The 24,024-nt window shown below is 71.3% G+C and carries 20 protein-coding genes, 1 tRNA gene and 1 pseudogene; 5 read left to right on the top strand and 17 right to left on the bottom strand.

The annotated features are described in order from the left end of the window. Positions 1–49: 49 nt before the first annotated feature. Positions 50–994 (bottom strand): GDP-mannose 4,6-dehydratase, encoded by a 945-nt coding sequence (locus A5692_RS25115; RefSeq protein WP_156766266.1) that lies wholly within the window; start codon positions 992–994, stop codon positions 50–52. Between A5692_RS25115 and A5692_RS25110 the strand changes: the two genes are divergently transcribed. Beyond that, positions 960–2,768 carry a hypothetical protein gene (locus A5692_RS25110; RefSeq protein ID WP_197514565.1) on the top strand — a complete coding sequence of 603 codons (1,809 nt, stop codon included), beginning with the start codon at positions 960–962 and terminating at the stop codon, positions 2,766–2,768. The genes A5692_RS25115 and A5692_RS25110 overlap by 35 nt on opposite strands. A gap of 26 nt (positions 2,769–2,794) precedes the next feature. On the opposite strand, the gene A5692_RS25105 is transcribed toward A5692_RS25110, so the two are convergent. Next, a tRNA-Thr gene (locus tag A5692_RS25105) sits at positions 2,795–2,870 on the bottom strand. A 144-nt stretch (positions 2,871–3,014) separates the two neighbouring features. After that, a complete protein-coding gene (locus tag A5692_RS25100) occupies positions 3,015–4,232 on the bottom strand; it encodes a DNA polymerase III subunit delta' (protein WP_068061463.1) in 1,218 nt (405 codons plus the stop codon). A gap of 58 nt (positions 4,233–4,290) precedes the next feature. Here A5692_RS25100 and A5692_RS25095 point away from each other — a divergent pair, with 58 nt between their 5' ends. Then, positions 4,291–6,012 carry an adenylate/guanylate cyclase domain-containing protein gene (locus A5692_RS25095; RefSeq protein ID WP_231984453.1) on the top strand — a complete coding sequence of 574 codons (1,722 nt, stop codon included), beginning with the start codon at positions 4,291–4,293 and terminating at the stop codon, positions 6,010–6,012. 2 nt (positions 6,013–6,014) lie between these two features. Here the strand turns inward: A5692_RS25095 and topA are convergent, their stop codons facing one another. The 3 genes from topA to cspA form a co-directional block, all read right to left on the bottom strand. Next, positions 6,015–8,822 carry a type I DNA topoisomerase gene (gene topA / locus A5692_RS25090; protein ID WP_068061457.1) on the bottom strand — a complete coding sequence of 936 codons (2,808 nt, stop codon included), beginning with the start codon at positions 8,820–8,822 and terminating at the stop codon, positions 6,015–6,017. 193 nt (positions 8,823–9,015) lie between these two features. After that, a complete protein-coding gene (locus tag A5692_RS25085) occupies positions 9,016–9,606 on the bottom strand; it encodes a hypothetical protein (RefSeq protein WP_068061454.1) in 591 nt (196 codons plus the stop codon). A gap of 143 nt (positions 9,607–9,749) precedes the next feature. Next, complete coding sequence (gene cspA, locus A5692_RS25080; protein ID WP_007166602.1) at positions 9,750–9,953, bottom strand: cold shock protein CspA; 204 nt, start codon at positions 9,951–9,953, stop codon at positions 9,750–9,752. A gap of 251 nt (positions 9,954–10,204) precedes the next feature. On the opposite strand from cspA, the gene A5692_RS25075 reads away from it, so the two are divergent. Both A5692_RS25075 and A5692_RS25070 read left to right on the top strand, forming a co-directional pair. Then, positions 10,205–12,535 (top strand): DEAD/DEAH box helicase, encoded by a 2,331-nt coding sequence (locus A5692_RS25075; protein WP_068061452.1) that lies wholly within the window; start codon positions 10,205–10,207, stop codon positions 12,533–12,535. Between the two features lie 46 nt (positions 12,536–12,581). Beyond that, entirely contained in the window at positions 12,582–13,619 is a 1,038-nt protein-coding gene (locus tag A5692_RS25070) for a PAS domain-containing protein (RefSeq protein ID WP_068061449.1), read from the top strand. On the opposite strand, the gene A5692_RS25065 is transcribed toward A5692_RS25070, so the two are convergent. From A5692_RS25065 to ssd, 7 genes and pseudogenes are all read right to left on the bottom strand, one after another. Next, entirely contained in the window at positions 13,616–13,903 is a 288-nt protein-coding gene (locus tag A5692_RS25065) for an Rv3654c family TadE-like protein (protein ID WP_369830325.1), read from the bottom strand. The two genes, A5692_RS25070 and A5692_RS25065, sit on opposite strands and share 4 nt — an antisense overlap. A gap of 11 nt (positions 13,904–13,914) precedes the next feature. Then, positions 13,915–14,237, bottom strand: a pseudogene (locus A5692_RS25060) (TadE family type IV pilus minor pilin). A 23-nt stretch (positions 14,238–14,260) separates the two neighbouring features. Next, positions 14,261–14,452 carry a DUF4244 domain-containing protein gene (locus tag A5692_RS25055; protein WP_068061576.1) on the bottom strand — a complete coding sequence of 64 codons (192 nt, stop codon included), beginning with the start codon at positions 14,450–14,452 and terminating at the stop codon, positions 14,261–14,263. Positions 14,453–14,479: 27 nt separating this feature from the next. After that, positions 14,480–15,076, bottom strand: coding sequence for a type II secretion system F family protein (locus tag A5692_RS25050; RefSeq protein ID WP_197514564.1), 597 nt, complete (start codon positions 15,074–15,076; stop codon positions 14,480–14,482). Further along, entirely contained in the window at positions 15,073–15,873 is an 801-nt protein-coding gene (locus A5692_RS25045) for a type II secretion system F family protein (protein ID WP_068061447.1), read from the bottom strand. The genes A5692_RS25050 and A5692_RS25045 overlap by 4 nt, the downstream gene beginning before the upstream one ends. Beyond that, entirely contained in the window at positions 15,870–17,042 is a 1,173-nt protein-coding gene (locus tag A5692_RS25040; RefSeq protein ID WP_068061444.1) for a TadA family conjugal transfer-associated ATPase, read from the bottom strand. Before A5692_RS25040 ends, A5692_RS25045 begins: the two co-directional genes overlap by 4 nt. After that, on the bottom strand, positions 17,039–18,091 hold the full coding sequence (gene ssd, locus A5692_RS25035; RefSeq protein WP_082963068.1) for a septum site-determining protein Ssd: 1,053 nt from the start codon (positions 18,089–18,091) through the stop codon (positions 17,039–17,041). The genes A5692_RS25040 and ssd overlap by 4 nt, the downstream gene beginning before the upstream one ends. Positions 18,092–18,570: 479 nt before the next feature. Here ssd and A5692_RS25030 point away from each other — a divergent pair, with 479 nt between their 5' ends. Next, complete coding sequence (locus tag A5692_RS25030) at positions 18,571–19,404, top strand: HAD-IB family hydrolase (RefSeq protein WP_068061442.1); 834 nt, start codon at positions 18,571–18,573, stop codon at positions 19,402–19,404. A 444-nt stretch (positions 19,405–19,848) separates the two neighbouring features. Here the strand turns inward: A5692_RS25030 and A5692_RS25025 are convergent, their stop codons facing one another. From A5692_RS25025 to A5692_RS25010, 4 genes are read right to left on the bottom strand one after another with little or no spacing between them, the layout of a single operon-like run. Next, positions 19,849–20,607, bottom strand: a complete 759-nt coding sequence (locus A5692_RS25025) for an oxidoreductase (RefSeq protein WP_068061440.1) — start codon at positions 20,605–20,607, stop codon at positions 19,849–19,851. 11 nt (positions 20,608–20,618) lie between these two features. Further along, complete coding sequence (locus tag A5692_RS25020; protein WP_068061567.1) at positions 20,619–22,232, bottom strand: ABC transporter ATP-binding protein; 1,614 nt, start codon at positions 22,230–22,232, stop codon at positions 20,619–20,621. Continuing rightward, on the bottom strand, positions 22,229–23,104 hold the full coding sequence (locus A5692_RS25015; RefSeq protein ID WP_068061437.1) for an ABC transporter permease: 876 nt from the start codon (positions 23,102–23,104) through the stop codon (positions 22,229–22,231). Before A5692_RS25015 ends, A5692_RS25020 begins: the two co-directional genes overlap by 4 nt. Next, positions 23,097–24,023, bottom strand: coding sequence for an ABC transporter permease (locus A5692_RS25010; protein ID WP_068061434.1), 927 nt, complete (start codon positions 24,021–24,023; stop codon positions 23,097–23,099). The genes A5692_RS25015 and A5692_RS25010 overlap by 8 nt, the downstream gene beginning before the upstream one ends. Between the last annotated feature and the right edge of the window lies 1 nt (position 24,024).

Here is a 24,024-nt window from a genome sequence, read left to right as displayed (position 1 = left end):
TGCGAAAAATCAGCTCGGAATTCGCAATGTGTGCACGTTCGGCGGTGGGTCACACCGTCTGGGCGTGACGGAAGTACTCGACCGTGCGGCGCACGCCGTCGTCGAGCCGCACCTGCGGACGCCAGCCCAAAACCCGTTCCGCCAAACCGATGTCGAGGCAGGACCGCCTCAGGTCGCCCAGCCGATCCGGATGAAACTCCGGGTCGTCCGGACCCCCGACGGCCGCGGCCACCGCCGAATGCAGTTGGCGGTCCGAGGTTTCGATCCCGGTGCCGACGTTGAATCGCTGCCCGCCGCCGGCGTCCCCGGAGGCCCTGACGAAGGCGTCGACCACGTCGTCGACGAACACGTAGTCGCGGGTATTCCCGCCGTCGCCGAACACCTTGGTCGGCTTACCCGACAGCAGCGCCTGGGCGAAGATCGCCACCACGCCGGCCTCGCCGTGCGGGTCCTGGCGGGGCCCATAGACGTTCGCCGGGGCGATGTGCGAGCACTCCATGCCGTACAGGTGACGGAACGTGTTCAGGTAGACCTCGCCGGCCACCTTGCCGGCGGCGTACGGCGAGGCCGGATCCGTGGGCACCGTCTCGGGTGTCGGGTATACCGGCGGCGTGCCGTAGATGGATCCCCCCGAGGACGTGTGCACGATTTTGCGCACCCCGGTCATGCGGGCCGCCTCGGCCAGCCGGATGGTGCCGATGACGTTGACCGAGGCGTCGAATTGCGGGTCGGCCACCGAGTGCCGGACGTCGATCTGCGCGGCCAGGTGAAACACCACCTCCGGGCGGTGCTCGTCGAGGATGGCCCGCAGGTCGGCGGTGACGATGTCGGCTTCGGCGAAGACATACGCCAGGTTGTCGGCCAGGTGCTCGATGTTGGTCGCGCGGCCGGTGGCGAAGTTGTCCAGCCCCACCACGGTGTGGCCGTCGGCCAGCAGGCGGTCGACTAGCGTCGACCCGATGAATCCGGCAGCCCCGGTGACCAGTGCGCGCACCGGCCCACCATACATAGCGGTGGTGGCCGTCGCGCTGATCGCCGTCCAGCTGGGGATTCGCACGGCGCTGGCGTTCGGGGGCTACTTCTACTGGGACGACCTGATCCTGATCGGCAAGGCCGGCACCCACAACCTGCTCTCGCCGGCCTACCTGTTCGACGACCACGACGGCCACGTCATGCCCGGCGCTTTTCTGCTCGGCGGCGCCATCATCCGGCTGGCCCCCCTGAACTGGACGGGGCCGGCGATCAGCCTGCTCGTGCTGCAGCTGCTGGCGTCGCTGGCGCTGCTGCGCGCCCTGCACGTCGTCCTCGGCTGGCGGCCGGTGCTGCTGATCCCGCTGACGTTCGCGCTGTTCACCCCGCTGGCCGTGCCGGGGTTCGCGTGGTGGGCGGCGGCGCTGAACTCGCTGCCGATGCTGGCGGCGCTGGCCTGGGTGTGCGCCGACGCCGTGCTGCTGGTCCGTACCGGCAACCGGCGCTACGCGGTGACGGGGACGCTGGTCTACCTCGGGGGCCTGCTGTTCTTCGAGAAGGCCGCGGTCATCCCGTTCGTCGCCTTCGCGGTCGCCGCGCTGCTGCGCCACGTGCAGGGCGATCCGGCGGCGCTGCGGACGGTGTGGCGCGCCGGGCTGCGGCTGTGGCTGGCGACGCTCGCGTTGACGGCCGGCTGGATCGCGCTCTACCTGGCCGTGGTGAACCAGCGGCGGTGGAGTTCCGACCTGGCGATGACGTCGCAGCTGCTGGCGCGGTCGGTCACGCACGGCATCGTCCCGGGGCTGGCCGGCGGCCCGTGGCACTGGGACCGGTGGGCGCCGGCCTCGCCGTGGGCGACGCCCCCGCCGTTGGTGATGGCGCTCGGCTGGCTGGTGCTGGCCGGCGCGCTGGTGGTGTCCCTGCTGCGCAAGCAGCGCATCGGGGCGGTGTGGCTGACCGCGGCCGGCTACGCCGTCGCCTGCCAGGTGCCGATCTATCTGATGCGCTCGTCGAAGCAGACCGCGCTGGAACTCGCCCAAACCCTGCGCTACTTCCCCGATCTCGTCTTCGTGCTGGCGCTGCTGGCCGCCGTCGCGTTCTGCGCGCCCAACCGGGCCGCCGGGCCGCGCTGGCTGGACGCCTCGCCCGGGCGCGCCGCGGTGACGCTGGGTTTGGCGGCGCTGTTCGTCGCCAGCAGCCTGTACTCGACGGCGACGTTCCTGACCAGCTGGCGCGACAACCCGGCCCAGCGGTACCTGCAGAACGCCCGGGCCGATCTGGCCGCGGCGCACGCGGCGTCCACGGCGCCGCTGCTGGATCAGGAGGTCGATCCGCTGGTGCTGCAGCGGGTGGCGGCACCGGAGAACCTGGCCAGCCACCTGTTCGCCCTGCTGCGGGACAGGCCCGAATTCGCTTCGGCCACAACCCGATTGCTGATGCTCGACAGCTCCGGCCACCTGGTCAGGGCGCGGGTGACCTGGGTCAGGACCGTCGTGCCGGGCCCCTTGCCGCAGTGCGGGTATTTCGCGCAGCCCGACCACCCGGCACGCCTGGTCCTCGACGACCCGCTGCTGCCCGCCGACTGGAGCGTCGAACTCAATTACCTGGCCAACAGCGAGGGAACGATGACGCTGACGATGACGCAGGGACCAGACGTCAAGGTCCCCGTGCATCCGGGGCTCAACCGGGTCTTCGCCCGGCTGCCCGGCGCGGGGGACGCGATCACCGTGCGCGCCAACACCACCGCGCTGGCGTTGTGCCTCGCCTCGGGTCCGGTGGGTTTCCTGGCGCCGGCCTGAAAGCCGCGCGCCCGGCGGAAGAACTGTGGAGCCGCCTGGGGGAATCGAACCCCCGACCTATTCATTACGAGTGAATCGCTCTACCGACTGAGCTAAGGCGGCACACCCTGATGCCGGGCGGCACGAGTCTACGGCAGGCGGGCGGGCCGACCCAAGTTAGGATTGCCCGGCTCTCCCCCTAGCCGCTTCGCGGCGGGGGCACCCCCACCTCACACGGCTGCGCCGTGTGCATCGTCACCGGGCGGTTCAGTCGCGCAGTTCCTGGCCGAAGGTGGCCACCATGGCGTCGACGGCGAACTTGGGCTTGACGTTCATCGCCAACGCCTCGCGGCACCCCAGGACCGCCTCGATGCAGCGCAGCAACCGCGGCGGCGCGGCGTGTGCGGCCAGGGCCGCCGCCCGGTCGGCCATGTCCGGATGATTGGGCTGCACCGAGCCCGCGCCCGCCGAGACCATGAGCGCATCCCGGAAATACGTCGCCAGGTCGATCAGCGCCCGGTCCAGGGCATCGCGGGAGGCGCGGGTCTGACGCGATCTCTGCCGCCGTTCGAGGTCTTTCATCGCGCCGGCGGCGCCGCGCATCGCCCCGGCGGTGCCCTTGCCGGTGCCGCCGGCGCCCAGGGCCGTCCGCAGCTCCTCCGTCTCGGCCTCGGCGCGATCCGCGGTGAGCACCACGGCCTCGGCCTCGGCCGCGGCCACCAGCTCCTCGGCGGCGGCATAGGCCCGCGACGGCGTGGCCGCGTCGCGCACCAGCGCCAGCGCCCGTTCGCGGCGCGCCCGGGCCTCGGCATCGGTCGCCAGCCGTCGCGCCCGGCCCACGTGGCCGCCGCTGACCGAGGCCGCCCAGTTCGCGGTGTCGGCACTCAGGCCGTCGCTGTCGATCAGGACGCGCGCGATCGCCCCGGTCGGCGGGGTGACCAGCGCGACGTGCCGGCACCGGGACCGCAACGTGATGGCGATGTCCTCGGGGTCCACCGATGGCGCGCACAACAGGAACACCGTCGACGGCGGCGGCTCCTCCACCACCTTCAGCAGCGCGTTGGCGGCGCCCTCGGTCAGCCGGTCGGCGTCCTCGATCACCACGATCTGCCGATGCCCGGTGGCCGGCCGCCGCGACGCGATCTGGACGATGCCGCGCATCTCGTCCACCCCGATGGACAGCCCCTCGGGGATCACCCTGCGCACGTCGGCGTGAGTGCCGGCCATCGTCGTCGTGCAGGCGCGGCACTGCCCGCACCCCGGGCCCCCGTCTTCAACGGCAGAGGTGCACTGCAACGCGGCGGCGAAGCACAGCGCCGCGACCGAGCGCCCCGATCCGGGGGGACCCGTGATCAGCCAGGCATGTGTCATAGTCCCGCCGCCAGCGTCGCTGTGAACCAGATCACCGCGGGCGGCCCTGGCGGCGGCCAGCAATTCGGCCGTCACCGCGTCCTGGCCTACCAGCCGTGTAAACACCCCGGACATCACCGGTAACAGTAGCCACCACCGCCGACAGATACCGATCGGCCACCGTGTCGCGACAATGCCGTTACATTTCGCCCATTTTCGGCGCGGACGGGGCCGGCTCGAGATCGTTGTAAGTTTCCGACAAGTCCCTGCTGCCCGATACGGTGGGATCGTGGCATCACCGGCAGCACTGCCCGGGCGGATCAGCGGATTCGTCCGGTGGGTGGTGCGTACCCCGTGGCCGCTGTTCTCGCTGAGCATGCTGCAGGCCGACATCATCGGCGCCCTGTTCGTCCTCGGCTTCCTGCGCTACGCCCTGCCCCCCGAGGATCGCATCCAGCTGCAGGATCTGCCGGTCCTGAACCTGGCGGTCTTCGGGGCCGCGCTGGTGGTGTTGTTCCTGGCCGGCTGGTTTGTCAACCTGAAGCTGCTGATGCCGGTCTTCCGCTGGCAGCGCCGGGACAACCTGCTCGCCGAGGCCGACCCGGCCGCCACCGAGCTGGCCCGCAGCCGGGCCCTGCGGATGCCCTTCTACCGCACGCTCATCAGCATGGCGGCCTGGCTGATCGGCGGCGTGGTGTTCATCATCGCCAGCTGGTCGGTCGCCCGGTTCGCCGCGCCCGTCGTGGCCGTCGCCACCGGGCTCGGCGCCGCGGCCACCGCCATCATCGGCTACCTGCAGTCCGAGCGGGTGCTGCGGCCGGTGGCCGTGGCGGCCCTTCGCAGCGGCGTACCCGAGAACGTCCAGGCGCCCGGCGTCATCCTGCGGCAGATCCTGACGTGGATGCTGTCCACCGCCGTCCCGGTGCTGGCGATCGTGCTGGCGGTGATGGCGGACAAGGCGTCGCTGCTGCACGCCACACCGGAGAAGCTGTTCACCCCGATTCTGCTGTTGGCGCTGGCGGCGCTGGGCATCGGCTTCGTCAGCACCCTGTTGGTGGCCATGTCGATCGCCGACCCGCTGCGCCAGCTGCGCTGGGCGCTGTCGGAGGTACAGCGCGGAAACTACAACGCGCACATGCAGATCTACGACGCCAGCGAGCTGGGCCTGCTGCAGGCCGGCTTCAACGACATGGTGCGGGACCTGTCCGAGCGGCAACGGCTGCGCGACCTGTTCGGCCGCTACGTCGGCGAAGACGTGGCCCGCCGGGCGCTCGAGCGCGGCACCGAGCTGGGCGGTCAGGAGCGCAACGTCGCGGTGCTGTTCGTCGACCTGGTCGGTTCCACCAAGCTCGCCGCGACCCGGCCCCCCGCCGAGGTGGTCCACCTGCTCAACGAGTTCTTCCGGGTGGTCGTCGAAACCGTCGGCCGCCACGGCGGTTTCGTCAACAAGTTCCAGGGCGACGCCGCGCTGGCGATCTTCGGCGCGCCGATCGAACACCCCGACGCCTCCGGCGGCGCGCTCGCCGCGGCCCGCGAGCTGCACGACGAGCTGCTCCCGGTGATCGGGTCGGCGGAGTTCGGGATCGGGGTGTCGGCGGGCAGGGCGATCGCCGGGCACATCGGCGCGCAGGCCCGCTTCGAGTACACGGTGATCGGGGACCCGGTCAACGAGGCCGCCCGGCTGACCGAGCTGGCCAAGCTCGAGCCCGGGCACGTGCTGGCGTCGGCGATCGCGGTCAGCGGCGCGCTGGACGCCGAGGCCCTGTGCTGGGACGTGGGCGAGGTGGTCGAGCTGCGCGGCCGCACCGCCCCCACCCAGCTGGCGCGGCCGGTCAACCTCGCCGGATCGCCGGATAGCCAACCCGTGCGGACGTCCGACGAGGTGCACAGCGAGGCCATCGGCCCCGGCTACTAGAGCTAGGTGCGCTTGGCGGCCTTCTTGGCCGGGGCCTTCTTGCGCGCGGCCTTCTTCGCCGGACGCTTCACCGGACCGCGCGCCCGCCGGTCGGCCAGCAGTTCGGCGGCCCGCTCGTCGGTGATCGACAGCACGTCGTCGCCCTTGCGCAGGCTCGCGTTGGTTTCGCCGTCGGTGACATAGGGGCCGAACCGGCCGTCCTTGATCACCATCGGCTTGCCGGTCGCGGGGTCTGCGCCCAGCTCGCGCAGCGGCGGCGCGGCGGCGGCCTGCCGGCCGCGGCGCTTGGGCTCGGCGTAGATCTTCAGCGCCTCGTCGAGCGTGATCTCGAAGATCTGGTCCTCAGTGGCCAGCGAGCGAGAGTCGGTGCCGCGCTTGAGGTATGGGCCGTAGCGGCCGTTCTGCGCGGTGATCTCCTCGCCGGTCTGGGGGTCCACGCCCACCACCCGGGGCAGCGACAGCAGCTTCAGCGCGTCCTCGAGGGTGACGGTCTGCAGGTCCATGCTGCGCAGCAGCGAACCGGTGCGGGGCTTCGGGCCGGTGGGCTTCTTGCCCTTTTTGGCCGGGGCCGCGTCACCGTCTTCCGGGGGCGGCTCAGGCAGGATCTCGGTCACGTAGGGGCCGTACCGGCCGTCCTTGGCGACGATCTCGTGCCCGGTCTCCGGGTCGATGCCCAGCGAGCGTCCCTCCTGCGGCGTGGCGAACAGCTGCTCGGCCACCTGAAGCGTCAGCTCGTCGGGCGTCAGCGAGTCGTTGAGGTTGGCGCGCTGCGGCGTCGGTTCGCCGTCGTCGCCGGTGACCATGCGTTCCAGGTAGGGCCCGTTCTTACCCACCCGCACGTACACCGGCCGGCCCTGCTCGTCGTCAAACAGCTTGATAGAGTTGACTTCTCGAGCGTCGATGCCTTCGAGGTTGACGCCGACGAGCTTCTTCAGCCCACCGGACCGGGCCACCGAGTCGGCCACCCCGTGGTCGCCGCCGAAGTAGAAGCGGTTGAGCCAGTCGGTGCGCCGCTCCTGCCCCGAGGCGATCGCGTCGAGCTCGTCTTCCATCGCGGCGGTGAAGCCGTAATCGACCAGTCGGCCGAAATGCTGTTCCAGCAAGCCGGTTACGGCGAACGCGACCCACGAAGGCACCAGGGCGCTGCCCTTCTTGTGCACGTAGCCACGGTCCTGGATGGTCTTGATGATCGACGAGTACGTCGACGGGCGGCCGATGCCCAGCTCCTCGAGCGCCTTCACCAGCGAGGCCTCCGTGTAGCGCGCCGGCGGGTTGGTGGCGTGGCCGTCGGGGGTGAGCTCGATGGCGTCCAGCCGCTGACCCTGCGTCAACTGCGGCAGCCGGCTCTCGGCGTCGTCGGCCTCGCCGCCGGCCAGTTCGTCGACGGTCTCCACATAGGCCTTCAGGAAGCCGGCGAACGTGATGGTGCGGCCGCTCGCGGAGAACACCACTTCTCTTCGGGTCCCGGCCGCCGTTGATTGACCATTGATCCGCAGGCTCAGCGTCGTGCCGCGCGCGTCGGCCATCTGCGAGGCCACCGTGCGCTGCCAGATCAGCTCGTAGAGCCGGAATTCGTCGCCGTCGAGTTCGCGGCGCACCGCGTCCGGGGTCGCGAACGCCTCGCCGGCGGGCCGGATGGCCTCGTGCGCCTCCTGGGCGTTCTTCACCTTGCGGGTGTACTGACGCGGCGACGGCGAGACGTACTCCTCGCCGTAGAGCTGACGCGCCTGGGTGCGTGCGGCGTTGATGGCCGACTGCGACAGCGTCGTCGAGTCGGTACGCATATAAGTGATGTAGCCGTTCTCGTAGAGCCGCTGGGCGATGCTCATGGTGCGCTCGGAGGAGAACCGCAGCTTGCGGCCGGCCTCCTGCTGCAGCGTCGACGTCATGAACGGCGCGTAAGGCCGGCGGGTGTACGGCTTCTCCTCCACCGAGGCGACGGAGAGCTGGGCGCCACGCAGCCCGGTGGCCAGCTCGGTCGCCTGGGCCTCATTCAGCACCGTGACTTCGTCGGATTTGCGCAGCTGGCCCAGCGAGTCGAAGTCGCGGCCGGTGGCGACCCGCATGCCGTCGACGGAGCTCAGCCGGGCGGTGAAGGTGGGCGGTGACGCCTGCGGGTCGGACACGCTGGCGTCCAGACGGGCCAGGATGTCCCAGTAGGAGGCGCTGCGGAACGCCATCCGGTCGCGTTCCCGCTGGACGATGATGCGCGTGGCCACCGACTGCACCCGGCCCGCCGACAGCTTGGGCGCGACCTTCTTCCACAGCACCGGGCTGACCTCGTACCCGTACAGCCGGTCCAGGATGCGGCGGGTCTCCTGCGCGTCGACCAGGTCGATGTCCAGGTCGCGGGGGTTCTCGGCGGCTTCGAGGATGGCCGGCTCGGTGATCTCGTGGAACACCATCCGCTTGACCGGGATGCTGGGCTTCAGGGTTTCCAGCAGGTGCCAGGCGATGGCTTCGCCCTCGCGGTCACCATCCGTGGCGAGATAGAGCTCGTCGACGCCTTTCAGCAGGCCCTTCAGTTCGCTGACGGTGCTTTTCTTCTCCGGGCTGATGATGTAGAGCGGTTCGAAGTCGTGATCGACGTTGACCCCGAGCCTGGCCCACGGCTCGGACTTGTATTTCGCGGGCACGTCGGCCGCGGCGCGGGGCAGGTCGCGGATATGCCCCCGCGACGATTCGACGATGTAGTTGGACCCCAGGTAGCCGGCCAATTTGCGCGCCTTGGTCGGCGACTCGACGATGACGAGTCGCCTACGGCTCCCAGCCCGGCCGCTCTCGCGGTCCTTGAGATTCTGGTCGGCCAACTACGCTTACGCTCCATCCTTGATCCCGGCCCCCCTGCGAGGCCGCCCCGCAGAAGAATGACAGGCCGGCGTCGAAAATTCCGCGGAAATTCAGATACGCCAGCGTTCCTTCGCCCTCGGGCACCTGACAATTTCGCACCCTTGGGCGCGACTGCGCAAACCGGCAAGCGGAATCGCAAATCTTTTTCCGCGGTTATACCCGCGGCCACACCGATGATGCGTCGACCCCGGCCGGGGCGTCGCCCACGTTCTCTACCAGGCGCGATAGCCGCCGACGCCCGCTGATCCGCAGCGCCGGGCGGCCACCGCGGGTGCCGATCAGGGTGGGGGCGATTCCGACCCGCATCAAAGCCGACGCCAACGGGGAATGGGTATCGGGTGCGTGGGGATCGAGCCCGAGCAGATAATGGTCGCCGTCGGGATGACCGGCCGCCAGCGTCCACGCCCGCAATTCGCGCGGCCCGGGCAGCCACCGCGGCGGCACGGTCTTGACCGCCCCGCGCGTCCATTCGGTGGCCAAATTCACCAAGGACGCGGTGACCGCCGTCCGCACCAGCGGGGTGTCCTCGTCGGTGCGGCCGATCTCGAACGCCAGACCAGCCTCGCGGATCATCTCGGCCAGCGCGCCGGCGCGCCACGGCTGATCCACCACCACGGAGAGCCGCGCGCCCTGCGCCTCGTGGCCGCCGACCATGACGATCTGCCCGGAAGCCGCCAGCACCCCGGAGAGATCGGCGACCGCGGGCGGCACCGACTCCGCTGTGAAGAAGGAAAGCTGGCTCACGCCACCGACAGTAGGCCAGGTCGACCATCCGCGTCTTGAGGCGCGGCGCGCCGGCGGCTTCGCGGGCCGGCCGGATTACGAAAACCCCCCGGCGGGCCCGCTGGGCGGGACTGCACGGGGGGTTCGTGGAGATGCGGCTCGTCTTAGACGGAGCGGACTCCGGTGGCCTGGGGGCCCTTAGGGCTGTGGCCGATCTCGAACTCGACCTTCTGGTTTTCTTCGAGGGTGCGGAAGCCCGAACCCTGGATCTCCGTGTAGTGGACAAACACGTCTGCGGAGCCGTCTTCGGGGGCGATGAACCCGAAGCCCTTCTCCGCGTTGAACCACTTCACAGTTCCCTGTGGCATCTCTCGATCTTTCCTTTTCTTCTGGGTGCGGGGCATCGCCTTTCGATGCCCCGGGCCTGGTACGACCGCCATACCTCGCTCAGTCGCCGGAACTTCACCCGACCGATTAACCTCGCAGGAACCGCGGCCGCAACGTCGATCCTGCGAAAGTTTGACACGAACACAGAAGCTGCGACCGCAAATAGTCAACCATGTTCATCGCTTCGGCGACAGACTTGCGCCGCCCAAGGCGTGTAAGGAGGGTGTGAATCTTGGCGAGCTTCGGCAGCGACTTGCTGGCCGCCGCGCTCGCCGGAACCGCCGCCGACGAGCGCCCGCTGCGCCACGTCGCCGAGCTGCCGGCCCGCAGCGGCCGCCCGCACAGCTGGCCGGCGTGGGCCGAGCGCGACGTGGTGCGCGCGTTCACCGACCGCGGCGTCAGCTCCCCCTGGTCACACCAGTCGGTGGCCGCGCAGTTGGCGCACGCCGGCCGTCACGTGGTGGTGAGCACCGGGACCGCGTCGGGCAAGTCGCTGGCCTATCAGCTTCCCGTGCTCAACGCGCTGGCCACCGATCCGCGCGCCCGGGCGCTGTACCTGTCGCCGACGAAGGCGCTGGGCCACGACCAATTGCGCGCCGCGCACGCGCTGACCGCCGCCATCCCGCGGTGCCATGACGTCGCACCCACCGCCTACGACGGTGACAGCCCCCCGGAAGTGCGCAGGTTTGCCCGCGAACGCTCCCGCTGGCTGTTCTCCAACCCCGACATGATCCATCTGTCGATCTTGCAAAATCACGCCCGCTGGGCCGTGCTGCTGCGGGGGCTTCGGTTCGTGATCGTCGACGAATGCCATTACTACCGTGGGGTTTTCGGATCCAATGTGGCGATGGTGCTGCGCCGGCTGCTGCGGCTGTGCGCGCGCTACTCCGCCACACCGACGGTCATCTTCGCCAGCGCGACGACGGACGCGCCGGGCGCGACGGCCGCCGAGCTCATCGGGCTCCCGGTCGAGGAGGTCACCGAGGACGGTTCGCCCCAGGGCGCCCGGACGGTGGCGCTGTGGGAACCGGCGCTGCGGACCGACCTGCTGGGTGAGAACGGCGCGCCGGTGCGCCGTTCGGCCGGCGCGGAAGCGGCGCGGGTGATGGCCGACCTGGTCGCCGAGGGGGCGCAGACGCTGACGTTCGTCCGGTCGCGCCGCGCCGCCGAGCTGACCGCGTTGGCCACCCAGGCGCGGTTGGATGACATCGCGCCGCAGCTGTCCGGCCAGGTGGCGTCGTATCGGGCCGGCTATCTCGCCGAGGACCGCACCGCGCTGGAGCGCGCCCTGGCGGAGGGCCGGCTGCGTGGCCTGGCCACCACCAACGCCCTCGAGCTGGGTGTCGACATCGCGGGGCTGGACGCGGTGGTGCTCGCCGGGTTCCCCGGAACGGTCGCCTCGTTCTGGCAGCAGGCCGGCCGGTCGGGCCGGCGCGGGCAGGGCGCGCTGGTCGTGCTGGTCGCCCGCGACGATCCGCTGGACACCTACCTGGTGCACAACCCGGCCGCGCTGCTGGGCAAGCCGGTCGAGCGGGTGGTGATCGATCCCGCCAATCCCTACATTTTGGGCCCCCAACTTCTCTGTGCCGCAACCGAAATGCCGCTCGACGAGGCGGAGGTGCGCGACTTCGGTGCCGCCGGGGTGGCCGAGGACCTGGTCGACGACGGACTTCTGCGGCGCCGCAACGGCAAGTACTTTCCGGCGCCCGGCCTGGAACCGCATGGCGCGGTGGACATCCGGGGGTCGGCGGGCGGCCAGATCGTCATCGTGGAGGCCGACACCGGGCGGTTGCTGGGCAGCACCGGCGTCGGCCAGGCGCCGGCATCGGTGCATCCGGGCGCCGTCTACCTGCATCAGGGCGAGAGTTACGTCGTCGACTCACTGGACCTCGAGGACGCGATCGCCTTCGTGCACGCCGAGGATCCCGGTTACGCCACGTTCGCGCGGGAAATCACCGACATCGCCGTCACCGGTACCGGCGAACGCTCGCGCTACGGGCCGGTCACCCTGGGGCTGGTGCCGGTCACCGTCACCCACCGGGTGGTGGGGTACCTTCGCCGCCGGCCTTCGGGCGAGGTCATCGACTTCATCGAGCTGGAGATGCCGGAACAGATGCTGGCGACCACCGCGGTGATGTACACGATCACCGAAGAGGCGTTGCTGCGCAACGGTATTGACGTACCGCGGATCCCCGGGTCGTTACACGCCGCCGAGCATGCGGCGATCGGCCTCCTGCCGCTGGTGGCCAGCTGCGACCGTGGCGACATCGGCGGCCTGTCCACCGCGGTGGGACCCGACCCGGCCGGTCTGCCCAGCGTCTTCGTGTACGACGGCTATCCGGGTGGCGCCGGGTTCGCCGAACGCGGGTTTCGCCAGGTGAGCACCTGGCTTGGTGCGACCGCCGCCGCCATCGAGGCATGCGAGTGCCCGCGGGGATGCCCCTCCTGCGTGCAGTCCCCCAAGTGCGGCAACGGCAACGACCCGCTCGACAAGGCGGGTGCGGTGCGGGTCCTGCGGCTGGTGCTCGCGCAGTTGCCGCACGCCACGCGATCCGCGGGATGACGGCCGACCCCCAAGGGTGCGGGTCGTCGCCGTAAAATCTCACCGCATGGGCCACGACTGGTTGCTCGTGGAGACGCTGGGGGGTGAACCCACCGTGGTGGCGCAGGGACGCCAGCTGAAAAACCTCGTTCCCATCACCACGTTCATGCGCCGCAGCCCGTACCTCTCCGCGGTTCGGACGGCGATCGCCGAGTCGGTGCAGACCGGGCAGAGCCTGACCAGCATCACCCCCAAGCGCGACCGCGTCATTCGCACCGAACCGGTGGTGATGTCCGACGGCTACATCCACGGCGTGCACGTGTGGACCGGCCCCGCCGACGTCGAGCCGCCCGAACGGCCCACCCCCGGGCCGCTGAAGTGGGACCTGACGATGGGCGTCGCCACCGACACCCGGGAGTCGCTGGTGAACAGCGGGAAGAATCCCGAAGTCGAGGTGACCTTCGGCAGGGCCTTCGCGGAAGATCTTCCCTCGCGCGAGCTCAACCAGAACGAAACCAAGGTGCTCGCCATGGCCGTCAAGGCCGAGCCCGATCAAACACTCTGCAGCACATGGGATCTCACCGATTGGCAGGGCAACCCCATGCGCATCGGTTTCGTCGCGCGTACCGGCCTGGAGCCCGGCCCCGACGGCCGGGACCATCTGGTCGCGCGGGCGATCAACTGGCGCGCCGAACTCAAGGGCCCTCAGGTGTCGACAGACGACCTGGCGCAACGGATCCTGAGCGGACTCGCCCAGGCCGGCGTGCACCGCGCGCTGATCGACCTGAAGAACTGGGCCCTGCTGAAATGGCTCGACGAGCCGTGCACCTTCTACGACTGGCGGGGCAGTGAGACGGGCAAGCCGAAGGTGCACCCCGACGACCAGCACCTGGTGTCCTCGATGACCGAGGAATTCGCCCACGGTGCGACCAGCCGAGTGCTGCGAATGCCCGGCCGTGACACCGAGTGGGTGCCGGTGCACGTCACGGTCAACCGGGTGGAGATCGAACCGGGTGTCTACGCCGGGCTGGTCTCGCTGCGATTGCCCTCCGACGAGGAACTGGCCGCGGTGGGATTGTCGCGCGGGCCCGAGCCGGCCCCCTAGCCGGGCGCGGGCCCCGCCCGTGCCGCGGCGCTCGCCACCCCGCCGAGGACCGCGATGCGCACCGTGACGACGACGTCGAGATCGTCCACCGCGCAACCGGCGTCGGTCCGCATCGCCCGGGCCACCGCCGTCGCGCGGGCGCACGCGGCTTCGGGTCCGGCCGCCAACCGGCCGGCGGCGGCCAACGCGGCAAGGTCGGCCGCCGCCTGCGCGCGGTGGCGCGCCACCACGACCGCACCGACCCAGGCCGCGGCGACCGTGGCGCACAGCAGCACCGCCACCATCCAGGCCGCGATCAGGGTGGCCGAGCCCCGGTCATCCCGTCGGCTCGGCGACCGAGACCGCTTTGGCCGCGATGTCGAGCGCCGGCAACAGCTCCGAACGCGCGACGACGGTGGCCACCAGGAACTCGCCGTCGCGGTGCACCTCGACGCGCGACCCGGCGGGGGCGATGCGCCGAGCCGCACCGAGCGCCGAGCGTTCGTCGCCGCGGGCGGCCAGCCGGGCGGCCTCCCGGGCCGCGTCCACGCAGCGGACCTGCATCGACAGCGCGGTGACGCCGGCCAGACACAGCACCAACACGACGACCAGCGTGGCCACGCCCAAGGCCGCCTCCACGGTGCCGGCACCCGCACTGTCCGCTAGACCTTGGTACTGAGCGCGCGACCGATGATGTGGGTCAGCGCCGACACGATGGAGTCGCCGGTCACGACGGTGTACAGGATCGCACCGAAGGCGGCGGCGGCGATGGTGCCGATGGCGTACTCGACAGTGGACATGCCCCCCTCGTCGGACGCCAGAACCGTCACACGGGCCACCAGGTCCCGAAACATGTTGTGCAGCAACGCTTTCCTTCCTCTTCACCATAATCCCGACTGCAATACCCGGCTGGCGAGCCCGGCCACCACGGGAACGATGCCCAGGCAGACGAACGCCGGCAGGAAGCACAATCCGAGCGGCCCGGCGATCAACACCCCGGCGCGCTCGGCGGTGGCGGTGGCTGCGTGCGCGGCGTTGTGGCGGGATTGGTCTGCCAATTCGGCGACACCCTCGGCCAGCGCGGCGCCCGAGGCCGCCGAGCGCCGGGCCAGCCGCAGCAGCGCCTCCACCTGCGCATCGGCCGGGTCGGCCCGCGGACCGGCCGTAACCGTCCACGCCGCAACGGGATCCGCGCCCAACGCCAGCAGGTCGGCCGCGCGCCGCAGCACGCGGGCCAACTCCGGCGGCGCGCACGATGCCGCGGCGGACGCCGCGGTGGCCACCGCCATACCCGCGCCCAGGCACACGGCCAGCACGTCGAAACAGGATGCGACCGCCAGCGGATCGTCGCCCCGCGCCGGCCCCGGCCCGCTGCGGGCCCGATTCTCGCGAACCGGCGCGCGCGCCCGCGCCCGGACCAGTGCTGGGCCGGGACCGAGCCACGCGGCCACCGCCAGCAACACCGCGGCCGCCGTCACGACCCGAGCCGATCCGTGATGCGGTCGGCCCACAACATCCCCCCGCACGCCATGGCCGAACCGACGACCAAGAACCATCCCCCGGCGTGCCCGTTGACCAGAAAGGCCAGCGGCCGGGCCCCGATCAGTTGACCCAGCAGCACGCCGAGCAGCGGCAGGGCCGCCAAGATCGCCGCGGTCGCCCGCGCGCCGGCCATGTTCGACGTCACCCGCGCCGAGAAGCGTTGCCGCTCCGCGATATCGCGCTGCGCGGCGCGCATCAGGGTGGCGATGGCCAGGCCGTGGTCGCTGGCCAGTTGCCAGCACATCCCCAGACGATCCCAATGCGCGGGCAGGGTCGACGACCGCGCCGCGGCCCGCAGGCCCGAGGCGACGTCGGCCCCCAATCTGGCGCGGGCCGCGACCGCGCGAAGCGACTCCGCGACCGCGCCCGCGGATTCCCCGGCGGCCACCGCGAACGCACGCACCGGATGGGAGCCGACCCGCAGTTCACCGACGAGCACGTCGAGTGCGCCTTCCAGCGCCCGGCCCTCGCTGACGGCGCGGCGGATGCGATGGCGGCGGCGGTAGCGCAGGTTCGCGGTCGCGCCCACGACGGCCACGGCCAGCACCGTCGTCAACGGCAGCAGTACCGCGGCGACGGCCACCGCACCCGCGACGAGGCAGGCCGCCCCGCGCGGCCCGGCCAGGGGGCGCCCTCGGCGGCGTGACGTCACGGGTGCGAGGCGGTACCGCGGTGACGACGGAAGGACGACGAGCGCGAGCGCCAACAGCACTCCGGCGGCGGGGCCGTTCACGCCGGCATCCGGCTGTGCAGCAACCGGCGCAGGAGCGCGGCGTCGTCGGTCATGCCGGCGTCGGCATGCCACACGGTGACCGCCCGCACCCGCCCGGCAACCCGGCGCAGCACGGCGATTTCGCCGAGCCGGCGCCGCCCGCTCCGATCCCGTCCGACGTGCAACAGCACCTGCACTGCGGCGGCGAGTTGACTGTGCAGCGCCGCCCGGTCGAGACCGCCCAGCGCGCCCAGCGCCTCGAGCCGGGCGGGAACTTCCGCGGGGTTGTTCGCGTGCACGGTGCCCGCTCCCCCGTCGTGGCCGGTGTTCAGGGCCGCCAGCAGATCCACCACCTCGGCGCCGCGCACCTCGCCGACCACGATCCGGTCCGGCCGCATCCGCAAGGCCTGGCGAACGAGCTGGCGCACGCCCACTTCGCCCACGCCTTCGACGTTGGCGCACCGCGCGACCAGCTTCACCAGGTGCGGATGCCGGGGCGCCAACTCGGCGGCATCCTCCACGCAGACGATCCGTTCGGTCGGCGCGACGGCCCCGAGCATCGCCGCCAAGAGGGTCGTCTTGCCCGCACCGGTTCCGCCGCACACCAAGAAGGCCAGCCGGGCGGCGATGATGTCGGCGACCAGGGCCGCGGCCTCGGGCGCCAGGCCGCCCGACGCGGTCAGGGCCGCCAGGTCCTGGCTGGCCGGCCGCAGCACCCGCAGCGACAAGCACGTGCCCGCGACCGCCACGGGAGGCAGGACCGCGTGCAATCGCACGGTGAACCCGGCGCCGATGCCGGTCAGCTGGCCGTCCACCCACGGCTGCGCGTCGTCCAGGCGCCGGCCGGCGGCCAGCGCCAGCCGCTGCGCCAGGCGCCGCACCGCCGCCTCGTCGGCGAACCGGACCTGCGTGCGCCGCAGGCCGTCTCCGTCGTCGACCCACACCGCGTCCGGTGCGGTGACCAAGACGTCGGTGGTGCCGTCCGCGCACAACAGCGGCTCGAGGATGCCGGCGCCGGTCAGCTCGGTCTGCAGCACCCGCAGATTGGCCAGCACCTCGGTGTCCCCGAGCATCCCGCCGGACTCGGCGCGGATCGCGGCGGCGACGACGTTCGGCCCCAACGCCGGCCCCAGCGGGGCGGATTCGGCGGCCAGCCGCTCGCGCACCCGGTCGATCAGCGAGCCGCTCACGCGGCCCTACCGTTTCGTGCCGACCCCGACGACGCCCGCGGCAGCACGGCGAGCACCCGGCGCGCCGCCGCCGCCAGCGCGGAGCGCCGTCCGGCCCGCAGGCCGCCGCGCTCGAGTTGCTCGGCGACTCGCGGCTCGGCTCGCATGGAGGCCAGCAAGGGCAACCCGGTGATGTCGGCGATCTCGGCCGCCCGCAACCCGCCCGGCGACGGGCCCCGCACCACCAATCCCAGGTTGGGGTTGACGGCGGCCAGCACCGGAGCCAGCGCACCCGTCGCCGCGCATGCGCGCACATCGCATCGGCTCACCACGACGACGAGGTCGGCGGCGTCCAGCGCGGCTTGCACCGCATCGGTAAGGCGACGGGGAAGGTCGCAGACCACCGTCACCCCGCCCCGGCGGCCGGCGTCGACGATCGCGCGCACCGGCCCGGGCGCCAGCTCGTACCCACGCCGCGTGCCGGACAGCACGCTGACGCCCCGGTGCCGGGGTAACGCCGCACGCACGGCCGACCAATTGAGCCGGCCGCCCTGCACCGCCAGGTCCGGCCAGCGCAGGCCCGCCACGGTCTCGGCGCCCAGCAGCAGGTCGATCCCGCCGCCCCACGGGTCGAGATCCACCACCAGCGCCTCCGCGGCGGCCTGGGCGACGGCGACGGTCAGCGACGACGCACCGGACCCGCCGCACCCTCCGATGACCGCCACGACATCGCCGCGCGGCCCGTCGTCGGCGAACGCATCGGCCGCCTCGGCAAGCGCGCGCACCAACCCGCGCTCCTGCTCGGGCAGCCGCAACACCTGCCCGGCACCGACCGCGACGGCCGCCGCCCACGTCGCGGTCACCGGGTCGGCGGCCGTCAACACGATCACGTGAGCGCGGCGCGGCAACGCCGCCCGTACGCACCGCTCGGCCGCCGCCTCGTCCAACACCACGGCCGCGGCCGCGGACCACGTCTTGCGGCTCACGGCGCCGCCGGAATGGACGACGCGGACGCCGACGGCCGCGGCCACGCGATCCAATTCCCGGCGCAGCTCCGCGTCCGCCAACACCGCCAGCACGCCCGCGGCGGTCGCCACTTCGGCCTGAGGTGTGCTCGTCACGCGCCCACTCTGCGGGCCCGTGATGTTGGACACCAGTCCCAAACGCCGATTTTGGGGATAGAGACGCAAGTGTGCACAAAGACGTCGGCCGGCGCGCAGAAGAGGGAATGTCCGCAACTACTCTTGCGGCCGCGCCGCGCGGCCCGTATGAGCGGAACTGACCCCAGAAAGGGGACGACCCCCGCCAGGGGGGGAGGAGGCGAGGGTCGTCGTGCATCAGCCCCGGGGGGTCGGGCTGATACACCCTCGGCTCAGGCCGAGTAATGCTTACTATACACATGCCAAGCCGCGGTAACGCAATAGCTCTTTCTATGAAAGAACACGTTGAGCCGCAAGAACACTGCCGTTACCGTAGGTCCCACTTTGCTGAGCGGCCATTTCGGGCCCGAGACCGCGGCGCCGGCGGACCACCGACCTATGCTGGGCCCGTGACCGTCTTCGACCCGGCCGATGAGCAGCACACGACTCCCCGGGCCCGCACCGCGGCCTTCTTCGACTTGGACAAGACGATCATCGCCAAGTCCAGCACCCTGGCGTTCAGCAAACCGTTCTTCAACCAGGGACTGCTGAACCGCCGCGCCGTGCTCAAGTCGAGCTACGCCCAGTTCATCTACCTGCTCTCCGGCGCCGATCATGACCAGATGGACCGGATGCGCATCCACATGACCAACATGGTCGCCGGTTGGGATGTGGAACAGGTCAAGTCGATCGTCAACGAAACGCTGCACGACATCGTCACGCCACTGGTGTTCGCCGAAGCCGCGGACCTGATCGCCGCCCACAAGCTGTGCGGCCGCGACGTCGTCGTGGTCTCCGCCTCCGGCGAGGAGATCGTGGCCCCGATCGCCCGGGCGCTCGGCGCCACGCACGCGATGGCGACCCGCATGGTGGTCGAGGACGGCCGGTACACCGGCGAGATCGCGTTCTATTGCTATGGCGAGGGCAAGGTCCAGGCGATTCGCGAGCTTGCCGCCCGGGAGGGCTACCCGCTGGAGCACTGCTACGCGTACTCGGACTCGATCACCGACCTGCCGATGCTCGAATCCGTAGGGCATCCCAGCGTGGTGAACCCCGACCGCGGGCTGCGCCGGGAAGCCGTCGAGCGTGGGTGGCCCGTGCTGTCCTTCTCGCGGCCGGTGTCGCTGCGCGACCGCATCCCGGCGCCGTCGGGTGCGGCGATCGCGACGACCGCCGCGGTGGGCGTCAGTGCGCTGGCCGCCGGCGCTGTCACCTATTCGCTGTTGCGCCGCTTCGCGTTCTAGCCCGCACGCGGGGCTACGCAGCAAACGCATTTCCGGCGCCGCTCCGCAATTTTGAACAAAATTGGGCCTTGCTGCGCTAAGGGTCTAGTAGTACAAAGGAACCACGGAAGCCCGGTGAGGCCTAGGTCGATCCGGAAGAGAAGGTTCGATCTCCCGACCCGGGCGCCCAGCACGGTGCTCGGCACCCACGCGGAGTCATAGCCGCGATAATGGCAGAAGTGTTGCGGGCCTGCGTAATTGCGAATTGTGGACGGTGTCGACGGCCCTTTGGGTGGGGTTGCGACCGGAAGCATCGCAAGATCGCCGAGGCCAACCCACGCAGCCCCGAGATGCACGCATGGTAACCGAGTTCCGTGCTAGCGGGCGGCGGACCGAATACTTCGGGACGTCGCCCGCTTTGCATTGTCCGGCCGGGTTTTACGTGGTCTCCGGTCACCGGTCCAGCTATCGACCCGACATCGACTCGGCGATCGTCAGCGCCTCCTGCGCACCGGAGCGCATCGCCCGGCAGCACAGCACCAGCCAGCCGCCCACCCCGGCCGCGGTGCCCTCGGCGAAGCCCCGGGCCGCGTCGCGATAGTCGGCGGGCTGGCGCATCCAACTCACCTCGGGCACACCCAGTCCGTGCGGATCCAGCCCGCTGGCGATGGTCACCAACCGCGATACGGCGCGGGCCACCACGCCGTCCGCGCTGCCGAACGGCCGCAACGTCAGCAGTTCGCCGTGCGCGACCGCGGCGACCACCGGCGCGGGCGCCTGAGTGCCGCCGCTGACCAACTCCGCCAGCAACTCCAGCCGCTGCGCGACGCCGGTATCGGCGCGCGGCCGGCCCAGCCGCTCCTCGTCGACCTGGTCGGCCGCCGCCAGCATGTGCAGCCGGGCCAGCGCCTGCAGCGGCGCCCGCCGCCAGATACCGACCAACGGACCCTCGCCGCCTTCCAGCGCCTGGGCCACCCGCAGCGCCCCACCGAACACCGGATCGCTGACCACCGCCGCGTCCGCGAGGTCTTCCAGCCGTACGGGTCCGCCGTCCAGCACCGACGACGCGCGGGCCGCCCGCAACGCCGCTTCGGCCGCGGTCACCGGCCAGCCGCGCAGGTTGGCCCGGTGACGGTGGGCGCGGCCCAGCGCGTCGCGGGCCCGGTCGCTGGCCTCGGCCACGCCCGGCAACTCCATCAGTGGAGCCAGTGGATCAGCCGTCACAGGTTGCCAACCTATCCCGGTGGCGCCGGCGCGCGCGGGATGGCCTCCAGCAGCTGACGGGTGTACTCGTGCCGCGGCCTGGTGAACAGCTCCTCGGTGGCGGCTTGCTCCACCAGGCGGCCGGCGCGCATCACCAGGACTTCGTCGGCGATCTGCCGGATCACCGCCAGGTCGTGGCTGATGAACAGGTAGGCGAGGCCCAGTTCGTCCTGCAGGCGGGCCAGCAACTCCAAAATCTGAGCCTGCACCAGCACGTCGAGCGCGGAGACCGCCTCGTCGCACACCAGCACGTCGGGGCGCAGCGCCAGCGCCCGGGCGATCGCCACCCGCTGCCGTTGGCCCCCCGACAGCTCGCGGGGCAGCCGCCCCAACACCGACGACGGCAACGCGACCTGGTCGACGAGCACGCGCACCGCGCGCTCGCGCTGCGCGCGGTCACCGACGCGGTGGATGCGCAGCGGTTCCTCGATGGCGCGAAACACCGTGTACATGGGATCCAGGCTGCTGTAAGGGTTCTGGAACACCGGTTGCACCCGCCGCCGGAAGGCCAACTGCTGCTCCCGGCTCAGTGCGGCGTCGACGCGGGCGCCGTCGAAGACGACCGTGCCCGAAGTCGGCGACAGCAGGCCGAGCACCATCCGCGCCAGCGTGGATTTGCCCGAACCCGACTCCCCGGCGATGGCCAGGGTGCTCGCCCGCCGCAGCCGAAACGAAACCCCGTCGACGGCACGGAAATCCGCGTGCCGCATTCGCCGCCACCCGCGCGACTCGCGGTAGACCTTGGTCAGCTCCGAGGCGACGAGGATGTCGCCGGACGCCCGGTGACCCGTGGGCCGGGCCGGACTCTTGACCGACAGCGACGGCGCCGCGGCCACCAGCCGCCGGGTGTAGTCGTGTTGCGGGTCACGCAGGATCGCCTCCGCCGCACCCGATTCCACCACAACCCCGGCGCGCATCACGACCACGGACTCGGCGCGTTCGGCGGCCAGCGCAAGGTCGTGGGTGATCAGCAGCAGCGCGGTGCCGAGTTCGCCGGTGAGCCCCTGCAGGTGGTCGAGCACCTGCCGCTGCACGGTCACGTCCAGCGCGGAGGTCGGCTCGTCGGCGATCAGCAGCCGCGGCCGGCCCGCCAATCCGATCGCGATCAGCGACCGCTGGCACATGCCCCCGGACAGCTGATGCGGGTAGCGGCCCGCTTGCTTCGCCGGGTCCGGCATGCCCGCCCGGGCCAGCAGCTCCACCGCGCGTTCCCGCGTCCGGCGATCGGAGGTGTTGGCCCGCAGCGCTTCTGAGACCTGGAAGCCGACCTTCCAGACGGGATTGAGGTTGGTCGTCGGGTCCTGGGGTATGTAGCCGATCTCGCGGCCCCTGATCGCCCGCAGCCTCCGGCGGTCGGCCGCGGCGATGTCGGATCCGTCGAAGAGGATGCGCCCGGCGGTGATCCGGCCGCCGGGCGGGAGCAGCCCCAGTATCGCCGCGGCCGTGGTGGATTTCCCGGAACCCGACTCGCCCACCACCGCGACGGTCTGCCCGGGCAGGACCACCAGATCCACGCCGCACACGGCGGCCTGATCGCCGAAGCTGACCTCGAGCCCCTCGACGGCCAGCAGCGGTCCCCCCGTCATGGCCGCCACGCCCGGGACGCCGGATCCAGCGCGTCGCGCAGCGCGTCGCCCATCATCATGAAGGCCAACACCGTGATCGCCAGTGCGCCGGCCGGATAGAACAGGACGGGCGAACCGGCCCCCAGCCGCGTCTGGGACAGGTTGATGTCGCCGCCCCAGGACACCACCGTGCTCGGCAGCCCGACACCGAGGTAGGACAGCGTCGCCTCGGTGACGATGAAGACGCCCAGGGCGAGGGTGACCATCGCGATGACCGGCCCCAGGGCGTTGGGCAGCGCGTGGCGCAGCAGAATTTGGAAGCGGCTCAGCCCCAGAGCTTTTGCGGCCAGGACGTAGTCGCTGGCGCGCACCGCCAGCACCGCTCCGCGCGCGATGCGGGCCACCTGCGGCCAGCCGAACAACGCCAGGATGGCGATCACGGTCCACACCGTGCGATGCCGCATGACCTGCATGAGCACGATCGCGGCGAGCAGCAGCGGCAACCCGAAGAACACGTCGCTGACGCGCGAGACCACCGCGTCGACCCAGCCGCCGTAGAAGCCGGCCAGCGCGCCGAGCGCGCCGCCGACGATGAACACCACCAGGGCCGCCCCGACGCCGACGGTGACCGAGGCCCGCGCGCCGTAGACGGTGCGGGCGTAGACGTCGTGGCCCTGCAGGTCGGTGCCGAACCAATGCGCGCGCGACGGCGGGAGCAGGCTCTGGGCGGGGTCGGCGTAGCCGGGATCGGCCCCGGTGAACAGCGCCGGGAATATCGCGACGAGCACGATGAACAGGATCAGCAGGCCGGCGACGACGAACTTCGGGCGCCCGCGCAACCCGCGCCACGTGTCCCGCCAGAAGCCGCTGCGCCTTGCCGATGGCTCAGCCATACCGGATCCTCGGGTCCAGGGCGGCATACAGCAGGTCGACGGCCAGGTTGGTGATCAGGTAGATCCCCACCAGCACCGTGACGATCGACACCACGGTCGGCGCCTCCTGCCGGGTGACGGCCTGATACAGCACACCGCCGACGCCGTGGATGTTGAAAATGCCTTCCGTCACAATGGCTCCGCCCATCAGCGCCCCCAGGTCGGCCCCCAGGAACGTGACGACCGGGATCAGCGAATTGCGCAGAATGTGCACCGCCACCACACGCGGCCGGGACAACCCCTTGGCGGTCGCGGTGCGGACGTAATCGGCCTGCGCGTTGGCGGCCACCGCCGACCGGGTCAACCGCACCACGTAGGCGAACGACACCGAACCCAGCACGATCCCGGGCAGCAGCAGACGCCCGAACGTCGACCGCTCGCCCACCGTGACCGGCGCGATGCCCAGCTTCACCCCGAAGACGAATTGGGCCAGGAACCCCAGGACGAAGATGGGGACCGCGATGATGACCAGGCCGACGATCAGCACGCCTGCATCGAACAGGCCGCCGGTGCGCAGTCCGGCGATCACCCCGAAGCCGATACCGAGCACCGCCTCGACGACCAGGGCGATCAGTGCGAGCCGCAGCGTGACCGGAAAGGCATGGGCCAGAACGCTACTCACCGGCAGGCCGGAGTAGGAGCGGCCCAAGTCGCCGCGCAGCACGCCGCCGAGGTAGCGCAGGTACTGCACGATGAACGGGTCGTCGAGGTGGTAGCGTGCCCGCAACTGCGCGGCGACCTCGGGCGTGAGCGGGCGGTCCCCGGCGATCGCGGCGACCGGGTCACCAGGCAACAGGAACACCATGCCGTAGACGAGCAGCGTGGCACCGAGGAAGACGGGCACAATGATGGCGATCCGGCGAGCGATGTACCAGCCCATG

Origin of the sequence: Mycobacterium sp. E342 (genome assembly GCF_001667665.1) — a bacterium.
GTDB lineage: Bacteria > Actinomycetota > Actinomycetes > Mycobacteriales > Mycobacteriaceae > Mycobacterium.
The sequence above is the reverse complement of the archived record's forward strand: the minus strand, read 5'-3'. Positions and strand labels throughout refer to the sequence as shown.